Origin of the sequence: Rhodoplanes sp. SY1, from assembly GCF_046000175.1 — a bacterium.
GTDB lineage: Bacteria > Pseudomonadota > Alphaproteobacteria > Rhizobiales > Xanthobacteraceae > Rhodoplanes.
On record NZ_JBEOMB010000084.1, the window covers coordinates 1 to 12,087 of the forward strand.

At 72.0% G+C, this 12,087-nt stretch carries 10 protein-coding genes and 1 pseudogene; 3 read left to right on the forward strand and 8 right to left on the reverse strand.

What is annotated here, in order from left to right; translation table 11 throughout:
- A pseudogene (locus ABTU92_RS20565) lies at positions 1-659 on the forward strand (RNA-binding protein); the annotation flags it as partial.
- Positions 659-1,213 (forward strand): 16S rRNA (guanine(966)-N(2))-methyltransferase RsmD, encoded by a 555-nt coding sequence (gene rsmD, locus ABTU92_RS20570; protein ID WP_408093497.1) that lies wholly within the window; start codon positions 659-661, stop codon positions 1,211-1,213. The pseudogene ABTU92_RS20565 and the gene rsmD, both read left to right, overlap by 1 nt.
- A 285-nt stretch (positions 1,214-1,498) precedes the next feature.
- Here the strand turns inward: rsmD and ABTU92_RS20575 are convergent, their stop codons facing one another.
- Positions 1,499-2,497 carry a Bug family tripartite tricarboxylate transporter substrate binding protein gene (locus tag ABTU92_RS20575; protein WP_408093498.1) on the reverse strand — a complete coding sequence of 333 codons (999 nt, stop codon included), beginning with the start codon at positions 2,495-2,497 and terminating at the stop codon, positions 1,499-1,501.
- 34 nt (positions 2,498-2,531) lie between these two features.
- Entirely contained in the window at positions 2,532-3,554 is a 1,023-nt protein-coding gene (locus tag ABTU92_RS20580) for an MBL fold metallo-hydrolase (protein ID WP_408093499.1), read from the reverse strand.
- Between the two features lie 114 nt (positions 3,555-3,668).
- Here ABTU92_RS20580 and ABTU92_RS20585 point away from each other — a divergent pair, with 114 nt between their 5' ends.
- Positions 3,669-4,601, forward strand: a complete 933-nt coding sequence (locus ABTU92_RS20585; protein WP_408093500.1) for a LysR family transcriptional regulator — start codon at positions 3,669-3,671, stop codon at positions 4,599-4,601.
- A 165-nt stretch (positions 4,602-4,766) separates the two neighbouring features.
- On the opposite strand, the gene mutL is transcribed toward ABTU92_RS20585, so the two are convergent.
- The 6 genes from mutL to lspA all read right to left on the reverse strand — a co-directional run bounded on the left by mutL (position 4,767) and on the right by lspA (position 11,991).
- Positions 4,767-6,734, reverse strand: a complete 1,968-nt coding sequence (mutL, locus tag ABTU92_RS20590; RefSeq protein WP_408093501.1) for a DNA mismatch repair endonuclease MutL — start codon at positions 6,732-6,734, stop codon at positions 4,767-4,769.
- 167 nt (positions 6,735-6,901) lie between these two features.
- Positions 6,902-7,321: an alternative ribosome rescue aminoacyl-tRNA hydrolase ArfB gene (gene arfB, locus ABTU92_RS20595; RefSeq protein WP_408093502.1), complete on the reverse strand. Its 420-nt coding sequence runs from the start codon at positions 7,319-7,321 to the stop codon at positions 6,902-6,904.
- A gap of 235 nt (positions 7,322-7,556) precedes the next feature.
- Positions 7,557-8,939: a M16 family metallopeptidase gene (locus ABTU92_RS20600; protein ID WP_408093503.1), complete on the reverse strand. Its 1,383-nt coding sequence runs from the start codon at positions 8,937-8,939 to the stop codon at positions 7,557-7,559.
- A complete protein-coding gene (locus ABTU92_RS20605; RefSeq protein WP_408093504.1) occupies positions 8,936-10,417 on the reverse strand; it encodes a M16 family metallopeptidase in 1,482 nt (493 codons plus the stop codon). Before ABTU92_RS20605 ends, ABTU92_RS20600 begins: the two co-directional genes overlap by 4 nt.
- A gap of 228 nt (positions 10,418-10,645) precedes the next feature.
- A complete protein-coding gene (locus tag ABTU92_RS20610) occupies positions 10,646-11,299 on the reverse strand; it encodes a hypothetical protein (protein WP_408093505.1) in 654 nt (217 codons plus the stop codon).
- A 182-nt stretch (positions 11,300-11,481) separates the two neighbouring features.
- Entirely contained in the window at positions 11,482-11,991 is a 510-nt protein-coding gene (lspA, locus tag ABTU92_RS20615) for a signal peptidase II (protein ID WP_408093506.1), read from the reverse strand.
- Between the last annotated feature and the right edge of the window lie 96 nt (positions 11,992-12,087).

A 12,087-nucleotide genomic window follows, 5' to 3' on the forward strand; every position in this document is an offset into this window, starting at 1 on the left:
CCGAAGGCGATCGGCCGTTCCGTTCGCGCACCGAAGGGGACCGCCCGTTCCGGGCTCGCGCCGAAGGTGGCGATCGGCCGTTCCGAGCCAAGCGGGCGGACGGCGACCGCCCGTTCCGCGAGCGCCCCGCCGGCGACAAGCCGTTCCGGGCACGAGACGAGGGCGATCGCCCGTTCCGACCGAAGCGCGCCGAGGGCGATCGCCCCTTCCGCGAGCGTCCCGCCGGCGACAAGCCGTTCCGCAGGCGCAGCGAGGGGGATCGGCCCTTCCGTGAACGCACCGAAGGCGACCGGCCGTTCCGGCCCAAGCGCGCCGAGGGGGATCGGCCGTTCCGCGAGCGCAGCACGGGCGACCGACCGTTCCGGGCGCGGTCCGAGGGCGGCAAGCCGTTTCGCGAGAAGCCGGCCGGTGATCGGCCGTTCCGGCCGCGGGGCGAAGGCGGCGGCAAGCCGCTCGGCGACCGCAAGCCGGGCGGCTTCAAGGGCGGCGGCTTCAAGGCGGGCGGAGGCACGCCGGGTGGCTTCAAGTCGGGCGGCAAGCCGGGCGGACGGCCCTCCGGCGGCCGGCCCGGGGGCGGAAAGCCCTCCGGCGGCAAGCCGGGTGGCCGCGGTGGCGGGCGGCCGGGGGGCTCTCGCCCGTCAGGTCCGCGGGGCGGCTGATGCGCATCGTCGGCGGCCGGCTGCGCGGGCGCGTGCTCGCAGGTCCGCGCTCGGCCGCGATCCGGCCGACCGCCGACCGCCTGCGCGAGTCGCTCTTCAACATCCTGATGCACGCCTACGGCGACCCGGTCGCGGACGCCCGGGTGCTCGACCTGTTCGCCGGCACCGGCGCGCTCGGGCTCGAGGCGAGCTCGCGGGGTGCCGCCTTCACGCTGCTCGTCGACGACGGCGCCGAAGCGCGCGCCCTGATCCGCCAGAACGTCGAGAACCTCGGGCTCGGCGGCGTCACCAAGATCTATCGCCGGGACGCCACCAAGCTCGGCATCGCCCACCCGATGCCGCCCTTTTCGCTCGTCTTCCTCGATCCGCCCTACGGCCGCGGCCTCGCCGTCCCGGCCTTGACCGCGGCGCGGGAGGGCGGCTGGCTTCAGCCGGGCGCGCTGATCGTCGCCGAGGAGGCGGCCGACGCCCCCCTGCCGGCGCTCGACGGCTTCGCGGAGCTCGAGCGCCGCGTCTACGACGACACCGCCGTGACGTTTCTCAGGGCGGGGTGAAGCGGCATGTCAGCGTGGCGCACGACGATGGGTGAGACGCCCATCCTGGCGCTCGGTCTCGTGCCCCGGACAAGGCGCGGCAGGCCGCAGGCCTGATGCGCCGCAGAGCCGGGGCCCAGGGGCCTCACGACCGGCGAGCACGGCTGGCATATCGTCCGATCGTCCGATCACCCCTGGGTCCCGGTTCGCGGCGCGTTGCGCCGCGCCCGGGACACGAGGCCTTCGCCGGAGCGAGCGGCGCGTCTCCGGGCGGTCGTCAGGACCGCCCGGAACGTCGGCGGCGCCCTACTCCACCTTCAGGCCGGCCGCCTTGATGGCGGGAGCCCAGCGGTCGATCTCGGACTTCACGTACTTGGCGAGATAGTCCGGTCCGCGGCGTTCGGGCGGGACGATCGACAGGCCGAGATCGTCGAGACGCTTCTTCACGGTCGGATCGTCGAGCGTCTGGTTCACGGCGGCGACCAGCTTCTTGACGATCGGCTCGGGCGTGCCCTTGGGCAGGAAGATGGCGTTCCAGGCGTCGGCCTCGACGCCCGGCAGCCCCGCCTCGGTGGCGGTCGGCACCTCGGGCAGCAGCGGCGAGCGGGTGCCCGACAGCACGGCGAGCGCCTTGACGTTCTTCTGCGTCACCTGCGGCACCGCGGTCTGGATCGAGTCGCACATGTAGTCGGTGCGGCCGCCGATCACGTCCTGCATGGCGGGCGCGGCGCCGCGATAGGGCACGTGCGTCACCGTCACGCCCATCGCCTGGTTGACCAACAGGCACGGGATATGGGTCGCCGAGCCGAGCCCGCCGGAACCGAAGCTCATGGTCGCGTGGTTCGCCTTGGCGAAGGCGACGAAGCCCTTGAGGTCGTCGGCCGGCAGGGTGGGCCGGACGACCAGCAGGCGCGGCGATTCTGTCGTCAGCCCGACCGGCTGGAAGTCGGTGACCGGATCGTAGAGCGGCTTGGCATACAGGCTCGGGTGATAGGCGTGGGTGCCGACATTGCCCATGACGAACAGGTAGCCGTCCGGGGCGCCACGGGCGATGCGCTGGGCGCCGAGCGCCCCGCCGCCGCCGCCGACATTCTCGACCACCACGGTCTGGCCGAGGATCTCGCCGAGCTTCTGGGCCTGCACGCGGGCGATCACGTCGATCGGCCCGCCGGCCAGGAACGGCACGATCAGGGTGACGGGCCGGGTCGGCCAGGCAGCGGCGTCCTGGGCGGCCGCCGGCCCGCCGACGACGGCGAGCGCCAGCCCGGCGATCGCCAGCACGGCCGAGGAGAGGGATCGTCTCATGCGAAGCTCCGTTGCGATGGTGTCGTTCGAAGGATCAGAGGGCCGCGCTCCACGGGACGAGCACCTCGCGGTAGCCGGTGCCGCTGCGCTCGACATGCGCCAGCGCCGGGAATGGATAGTGGAAACCCTGCACCGGCATGCGTTCGGCGACCAGCATCTCGTAGACCTTGCGCCGTGTCGCCTCCGCCGCGACAGGGTCGACGTCCAGCATGAAATGCCAGCCGGGATTGCGGGCGAACAGGAACGGCGCGTGGGTGACGTCGCCCTGTATATAAACCTGCTTGCCGCCGGAGGCGAGCACCAGCGACGTGTGGCCCGGCGTGTGCCCCGGGGTGCCGACCGCGACGAGGCCGGGCAGCACCTCCTTGTCCCACTCGTAGGTGCGCAGCCGCTCGGCGATGCCACCCGCGAGCACCCGGCGGACGTTGCGGGCGCCGTCCGGAACCCGCGGATTCCTGGCGCGCCCGATCTCGCCCTCGTCGGTCCAGAAGGCGTGCTCGCGGGCCGGCGCCAGCACCTCGGCATTGGGGAACGCCACCGTCCCGTCGGCGCGCACGAGCCCGTTGATGTGGTCGCCGTGATAATGCGTCAGCACCACGGCGTCGATCTGCTCCGGCGCGATGCCGGCGGCCGCCAGCGTCTGCATCAGGCGGCCGTTGAGGCCGTTGCTCGCCTTGAACGCCGCCTCGCCCGTGCCGGTGTCGACCAGCACCAGCTTCGCGCCCGTGTTGATCAGGATCGGGTTGTAGGGGCCGGCATAGACGTCCGGATTCATGAAGGCCGCCGCGAGCGCCGCCTGCACGTCGGCCTTGCTCGCGTTGAGCACGAAGCCGTCGCCGATCGGCATGCGGCTGACGCCGTCGTTGAGCACCGTCACCTGCACGCTGCCGAGAGTGTAGCGATAGAAACCGGGCGCCTGGACCGCGGCCGGCGGGGCGGCGGCGTCGGCCGGCGACAACCCGGTCGCGGCGGCGGCTGCGACGACCGCAGCCGAGCCGAGCACGCCGCGGCGGGTCGGGGCGGATCGGGACGTGGCGAACGGAGACGGCGACGTCATGCGGAGCTCCCGGGAGAGGGCGCGGCAGGGCCGGCGCGCGGCGGAGGGAGCGCGACTGTAGGGGCGGCTTGTGTATTTGTGAAATCGATCCTATCAATCGATAGCATTCACCGGATGAATACGGAAGCCACCGTGCCGCGCGCCGATTTCGACCTCAACCTGCTGCGGGTTCTCGACGTGCTGCTCGCCGAGCGCAGCGTGACGCGGGCCGGCGACGCGCTGGCGCGCTCGCAACCGGCCGTCTCCAACGCGCTCGCTCGCCTGCGCGCCGCGCTCGGCGACGAGCTCCTGGCGCGCGGCCCCGACGGCCTCGTCCCCACGCCGCGGGCGAAAGCCCTGCGCGCACCGCTGCGCGAGGCGATGGCGCTGGTCGATGCGATCCTGTCCGAAGGCGTCTTCGATCCGGCGGCCGCGACCGACGTGTTCCGCATCAGCACGCCCGACCGCCAGAGCCTCGCCGTGGTGCCGGCACTGGTCGAACGGTTGCAACGCTTCGCGCCGCAGGCCGCCCTCCACGTGATGACGGCCGATCGCCAGCACGCGCTCGATCTCCTGGAGCAGGATCGCACCGATCTCGCCATCGGCTCGATCGACGTCACGCCCAAGCATCTTCGCCACGAGCATCTGATCGACGAGACGCTGCACTGCGTGCTGCGCCCCGATCACCCGCTGATCCGCCGCAAGGCGCGGCTCGACATCGACGGCGTGCTCGCTTATCCGCATGTCGTGGTGAGCGCGACAGGCGCCCGCACCGCAATCTTCGACGATCTGCTCACGACGCACGGGCACGCCCGGCGGGCGCTCGTCACGGTGTCGAACTTCACCGCGGTGCCGCAACTCCTCGCCGGCTCGGACATGATCGGCGTGTTCACCCAGCTCGCCGCCGATGTGTTCCGGCGCCGCTTCGGCCTCGCCACGCGACCGGTGCCGCTCGACGTCGGGCGCCTCGCGATCCGCATGGTCTGGCACGCCCGCCACGATCGCGACAAGGCGCACGCCTGGCTTCGTGATCAGATCAGGGCCGTGTATGGCGAGGTGGCGGGGTGAGGAGGGGAGCGCTGCGTCCACCTCCGTCCTCACCCTGAGGAGCCCGCGCAGCGGGCGTCTCGAAGGGCGAGGACGGCCCCGGAGAGCGCCGCGACCACATGGTTCGAGACGCGGCTTTCAGCCGCTCCTCACCATGAGGCGTGAGGGGGTGCCACTTGGCATCCGTCACTTCCGCCCGAACAGGCGCTCGATGTCTGAAAGCTTCAGCTCGACATAGGTGGGGCGGCCGTGGTTGCACTGGCCGGCGTTCGGAGTCTCTTCCATCTCGCGCAGCAGCGCGTTCATCTCCTCCGGCTTGAGCCGGCGCCCGGCCCGCACCGAGCCGTGGCACGCGATCGTCGCGGCGACGTGCAGGAGGCGGCGCTCCAGCGGCAGCGTCGTGTCCCACTCGGCGAGATGCTCGGCGAGATCGCGCACCAGCGCGCCGACGTCGAGCCGGCCGAGCAGGCCCGGCGTCTCGCGCACCGCGACGGCGCCGGGACCGAACGCCTCCAGCACCAGGCCGAAGCCGGAAAGCTCGTCGGCGCGAGCGACAAGACGATCGACGTCCGCCTCGTCGAGCTCGACCACCTCGGGGATCAGGAGGAGCTGACGGGCGATGCCGCCCGCCGCGAGCGCCGCCTTCATGCGCTCGTAGACGATGCGCTCGTGGGCGGCGTGCTGGTCGACGATGACGATGCCGTCGCGGGTCTGGGCGACGATGTAGTTCTCATGGAGCTGCGCCCGCGCGGCGCCGAGCGGGCGGTCGTCGGCGTCGCCGTCCAAAGCGGCGTCGCGCGGCTGGAACGCACTCGCCCGCGCGTCCGCCGAGGGCGGGCCGACGTCGAACGTCGCCTGCGGCAGCTCGGTGAAGCCGGGTGGCAGCGGCTGATCGTATGCGTCGTGATCAGCTTCGGTCCGATCGCCCGCGTCCGGCGGTCGGGCCGGCGAGCCGCGCCAGTCCCAGCCGAACGCACGCGGCACCGTCCAGCCGCCCGATCCGACCTCCGACAGCGGCCGCACCGTCGTCGGCCGCGACGCACTGAACGACGACGCGCCGAACGGTGCGCCTTGCGGCCGCAATGCCGCGAGCGTCGCGCCGCCGCCCGTGGTCGCCGCGCGGCCGGCGCCGGCATTCAGCGCATCCATCAGGGACCGCACGAGGGTGGCGCGCACCAAGCCGGCGTCGCGGAACCGCACCTCGGCCTTGGCCGGATGGACGTTGACGTCGACCTCGCGCGGATCGACCTCGACGAACAGCGCGACCACCGGATGGCGATCGCGCGCGAGATGGTCCGCATAGGCGGCCCGCACCGCGCCGAACAGCAGCTTGTCGCGCACCGGCCGGCCGTTGACGAACAGATACTGCGACAGCGAGTTCGCCTTGTTGAAGGTCGGCAGCGCCGCGAACCCTTCGACGAACAGCCCGTCGCGGCCGCCCCGCACCGGCACGGCGTTCTGCGAGAACTCGGCGCCGAGCACGTCGGCGAGCCGGCGCAGCCGGCCGTTCGACACCGTGCCACCGACGTGATCAGAGCCGAGCAGCGTCGGATCGGCGGCCGGGAACGTGACGGGCGCGCGCTCCTCGCCCGCGAACGTGAAGGACACGTCGGGCCGCGTCATCGCGAGACGGCGCATCACGTCGCGAATCGCCTCGGTCTCGCTGCGCTCGGCCTTCAGGAACTTCAGCCGCGCCGGCGTCGCGTAGAAGAGGTCGCGCACGTCGATGCGAGTGCCCTGCGCCAGCGCGGCCGGCTTCGGCTCGCCCTTGCGGCCGCCCTCGAGCGCGAGCGCCCAGGCGTGCGGCTCGTCGGCGTGGCGGGTCGTGATCAGGAGCTTCGCCACCGCGCCGATCGACGGCAGCGCCTCGCCGCGGAAACCGAGGGTGCGGATGTCGAGCAGATCCTCGTCGTCCAGCTTGGAGGTCGCGTGGCGCTCGACCGCGAGCACGAGGTCGGGCCGCGTCATGCCGGAACCGTCGTCCGTGACGGTGATGCGCCGTCGCCCGCCGCCCTCGGTGATCACGTCGATGCGGCGCGCCCCGGCGTCGAGCGCGTTCTCGACCAGCTCCTTGACGACGCTCGCCGGCCGCTCGACCACCTCGCCGGCGGCGATGCGGTTGATGACAGCCTCGGTGAGCTGGCGGACCGGCATGGTGCGACTCGGGATCAGGTTTCCGTCATTCCGGGGCGCGGACCGCAGGTCCGCGAACCCGGAATCCAGCGACATCCGCTTCACGTCTCGGCTGGATTCCGGGTTCGCCGCTGCGCGGCGCCCCGGAATGACCGGTGACGCGAACGACATATAGCAGGATTCGCGCCTTACTCCTCCGGCCGGCCCTGGCGCAGGCTCTTCACGGTGGAGCGGCGTTTTTTCGCCTCCACGCGGCGCTTCTTGGAGGCGAGCGTGGGCCTCGTCTTCACCCGCGGGGTCGGCCGCACGGCGGCCTCGCGGATCATCTCGAACAGGCGCTCGCGTGCGTCGGCGCGGTTGCGCTCCTGGGTGCGGAAGCGCTGTGCCGTGATCACCACGACGCCCTCGGTGGTGAGGCGGGCGCCGGCGATGCGCATCAGCCGGATCGCCACGTCGTTCGGCAGCGAGCGCGAGCCGCGCGCGTCGAAGCGCAGCTGCACGGCGGTGGCGACCTTGTTGACGTTCTGCCCGCCCGGCCCGCCGGCGCGCACGAAGCTCTCCTCGAGCTCCGCCTCGTCGATCTCGATATGGTCGGTGACCCGGATCATGCTGCCGTTGAAGGCGAGACCGCGGCCGCGGTCAAGAGCGGGGTGCCGCTCCCACTCCGCGGCGCCGGCGCTCCTTCTCCCCGCGCGCGGGGAGAAGGTCGGGATGAGGGGGGACCTCCGCGATGCAGAGCCGTCGCGACCCGCGGCTGCGCCCCCTCACCCGGACTCTGCGCCTGCGGCGCCAAGTCCGACCTCTCCCCGCACGCGGGGAGAGGTGAAGGGACGCCCGCGGCGCCTACTGCGCCTTCACGGCCGGGGCGGGCTGGGCGGCGGCCGGGGCGGCGGCAGTGGCGGCCTCGGGGCGGCCGGCGACCGTGGCGAGCAGCTTGCCGGACAGGAAGCGCTTCGCCACGCGCTTGGCGTCGTCGAGCGTCACCGCCTCGATCAGGCCGTTGCGGCGGTCGATGTAGTCGATGCCGAGCTCCTCGAGCTGGATCAGCACGAGCTGGTTGGCGATCTTGGCCGAGGTGTCGAAGGAGAGCGCGTAGGAGCCCTTCAGGAACGACTTCGCCTGGGCGAGCTCCTCGGCCGTCGGCCCCTCCTCCGCCATGCGGCGGATCTCCGCCTCGATCACGTCCATCGATTCCTTCACCCGGTCGGCCCGCGTCGCGGTGGAGACGAAGAACAGCGCCGTGCTCTTCAGCGGCACCAGCGACGAGGAGACCCCGTAGGCGAGGCCGCGTGTCTCGCGCACCTCGCGATACAGCCGCGACGAGAACGAGCCGCCGCCGAGGATGTGATTGACCACATAGGCCGGGATGAAGTCCGGATCCTTGCGGGCGATGCCGGCGCCGGCGAGCAGCAGGGTCGATTGCGGCACGTCGACGTCGACCTGGACGCGGCGGCCGAGATCCTTCGGCATCGCCTGCGGCACGGCGCCGAGCTGCGCCTTCTCGGGCAGCGCCCCGAACGCCTCGTCGACGAGGCGCGAGGCGGTCGCCGCGTCGATGTCGCCGACGATGCCGACGAGCAGGTTGTCGCGCGCGAGCACGCGGCCGACATAGGCCTTCAGGTCCGGCACCGTGATGGCCTGCACGCTCTCCACGCTGCCACGGGTGACGCGGCCATAGGGGTGCCCGGCGAACGCCGTCTCCCAGAACTTACGGCCGGCGAGGTCGCTCGGCGTGACGGCGTCGCGGCGCAGCGCCGCGACGATGCTGGTGCGGATGCGTTCGACCGCCTCGGGATCGAAGCGCGGCGCGGTCAGTGCCAGCTTCAGGAGACCGAAGGCCTCGTCGCGGTTCTCCGACAGGGTGCGCAGCGAGCCCATCAGCGAGTCGCGATAGGCCGACATCGAGAACTCGATCGCCTTCGATTCGAGCCGCTGCTGGAAGGCGCGGGCGTCGAGGTCGCCGGCCCCCTCGTCGAGCAGCGAGGCCGCCATGTTGGCGAGCCCGTCGCGGTCGGCCGGATCCTGGGCGCTGCCGCCCCGGAAGGCGAACTCCATGGCGATCATCGGCAGCGAGGGCTCGCGCACCAGCCAGATCTCGATGCCTTTCGGAGTCTTCACCCGCTCGATCGTGGTGGCGCTCGCGGCCGGAACCGAAGCCAGAGAGACGAGCGCGATCGTGGCGACGGCGAAGAACGCGGCCGCGAGACGGCGGAGGGACGTGATCACGAGCGCTTCTCCTCGGAGGCCGGCAGCGACTTGACCAGATAGCCGGTCGCCGAGCGGCGCTTGTCGAGCCAGGTCTTGGCGGCCTCGCGCACCTGGTCGGCCGTGACGGCGCGGATGCGGTCCGGCCACGACAGCACGTCGGCGACCGAGGAACCGGTGGAGAGCGCGGTGCCGTACCAGCGCGCCATGCTGGACTGGTTGTCCTGCGCGTAGACGGCGTCGGCGATCATCCGGGTCTTGGCGCGCTCCAGCTCGTCGGCCGTGACGCCGTCGGCGATCGTCTCGGCGATCACGGCGTCGATCGCCTTCTCGACGTCGGCGAGCGTGTGGTCCGGGGTCGGGCGGGCGTACACGCCGAGCCGCGTCGCGTCGACGGCCGAGCCCTGGTACCAGGCGCCCGCCGTGGTGGCGAGGCGGCCCTCGGCGACGAGCCGGCGGTAGAGCCGGCTGTTCTGGCCGCTGCCGAGGATCTGGGCGAGCACGTCGATCGCCTCGGCCTCGCCGCGCTTCGCCGTGGTGTAGGACGGCACCAGATAGCTGCGGTTCAGGCTGGGCTGGGCGACGCGCGGATCGTCGAGCGTCACCTGGCGCACGGCGACGGGCGGCGGCTCCTGCGGCCGCTTGCGCGGGCCGATGTCGGTCCTCGGCGGGATCACGCCGTAGGTCTTCTCGGCCAGCGCCCGCACGGCCTCGGGCTCGACGTCGCCGGCGATCACGACGACGGCGTTGTTCGGCCCGTAAAACTGCTTGTAGAAGGCGAGCGCGTCCTCGCGGTTGAGCTGCTCGATCTCGGCGCGCCAGCCGATCACCGGCCGGCCGTAGGGGTGGTTCAGATAGAGGCTCGCCGCGACCTGCTCGCCGATGCGGGCGTCGGGGCTATTGGCGACCCGCATGTTGTACTCTTCCAGCACCACGTCGCGCTCGGGCAGCACGTTGGCGTCGGTGAGCACGAGCCCGGTCATGCGGTCGGCCTCGAAGGCCATCACCTCGCCGAGATGCTCCTTCGGCACGCGCTGGAAGTAGCCCGTGTAATCGGTGGTCGTGAAGGCGTTCTCCTGGCCCCCGATGGTGGCGAGCATCTTGGAGAAGCGCCCGCTCGGGTTCTTCTCGGTGCCCTTGAACATCAGGTGCTCGAGGAAATGCGCGATGCCGGACTTGCCCGGCGCCTCGTCGGCCGAGCCGACCTTGTAATAGATCATGTGGGTGACGACGGGGGTGCGGCGGTCCGGCACCACCACGACCTCGAGGCCGTTGGCGAGCTTGAAGTCGGTGACCTTGGCGGCCTGCACGGGCTGCGACGCCGCCGGCGCCGTGGCGGGGCGCGGCAGCGGGGCCGGCACGGTCTGCGCAGGCGCCGCCTGCGCCGTCGTCGTCCCGGCCGCGGCCGCGGGCCTGCTCTCGGCCCACCCCGAGGCCGTGGTCGACAGGAGCGCGATCGCCACGGCGAGGGCGAGCGACGTCGGGGCAGATCGGATCATGCGGCGGGCCTCTCTGGGAAGACGGCGGGCATTGTCCCGGAAACGGTCCGGCGGCTCAAATGACAAATCGGTCAGGTTCTTGGCGGAATTCGGGGCGCGGCGCGGGAGCCCGCGGAACGGTCGGACATGCCGCACCGGCGGTGCAGCGGCCCACGGCGGCCGCCGAAAACGACGACGCGCACGGCGGCGGGCCGTGCGCGTCGATTCGATCGGGGTGACGCGTGACGCTCAGCGCTGCTCGGCGCTGCCGGCCGCCTGGTCGTAGCTCTTCGCCTTGGTCGGGCGTTCGATCGTCTTGCCGACCCCGTAGGGCTGGTTCGGCGACGGCGTCAAGTAGCCGGGCGGCGGCTGGGTGAGGTCGCTGCGCGACGGCTCCTTCTCGAAGGTGCCGACCTCCTCCTTCGGCTCGGCGCCGACGAGGTTGCGCCAATTGAAGAGGCCGCCGCCGTAGCCGAGTTCTTTCGGCGACTTCTGGTTGATCGCCTCCTCGCCCGACAGGATCGAGCCACCGGCCGAGGCGGTGCGGGGCGCCCCCTTGCGGTTCAGCTCGGCCGGCATCAGCGAGCGCGACTCTTCCTCGACATTGATCGACTTGCGGGCGTTCTTCTTGGCGTCGCGGCGCGCCTTGACGTCCGGATCGTCGGGCCAGGCCGGGTTGCGCTCGGCGAGCGCCGCGGCCTCGGGCGGCGGCAGGTCGCGGCCCGGCGGGATCACCAGGGGCGAACGCTCGCGATACTCGATGTTGGCCTCCTCGCCGGGGCGCTTGAGCCCGAGGCCGCGCATGATGCTGCGCATCACCTTGACGTCGGGCAGTTCGTCGTCGTCCTCGGCGCGGGCCGGGCCGCTGCCGAGCACCAGTCCGAACGCGAGAGCGCCGACCATGGCAACGCAGGTGGAGGCGCGCAGCAGAGAGGCGCGCCGAGATGATGCGCGCATCATGGGAGCGCGCATCGTAGGAGCGCGCAACGGAGCGCGCGTCGAGAATGCTCGCATGTGGTTTCCCCGTGCATGGACGAGCGGCACGGAAGCCGACACGTCCCCCGATCGCCCTTGTATATCGCGGATCAGGGCGCTTTTGCGGCGTCGGGGGCGACCAGGGTCTCCCACAGGAGCAGAACCACCCCGGCGACGATCGCCACGTCGGCGATGTTGAAGACGTACCAGTTGAACCGCCACGTCGCGGTAGCGACGTACAGCAGAACGAAATCGAACACGGCCCCGAACGTCGCCCGGTCGATGGCGTTGCCGATCGCCCCGCCGATGATCAGCCCGAGCGCCAGCGCGCCCGCGCGGCGGTCCACCCGGGTGAGCCAGATCCCGAGCAGCAGCACGGCGATCACCTTGAGGCCGAGCAGCGCCCATTGGCCGAACGGCCCGGTCTGCGGGAACAGGCCGTAGCTGATGCCGGTGTTCCACACGACGACGAGATCGAGCCCCGGCAGGACGTGCAGGGGCACCTTGTCGGGCAGCGCGAAGACGTAGAGCAGCCACAGCTTCGACGCCTGGTCGAGCCCCACCACGAGCGCCGCGGCGAGGAGCCCGAGCCACGTGAAGCGGCCGAGGGAGAGGGTCATGGGTGGCACCGGGGGATCATTCGCCGCACGGGCATCGGCGGGCGGGCCCCCGTTCCCTCTCCCCGTGCACGGGGAGAGGGTGGCTCGCCGCGCAGC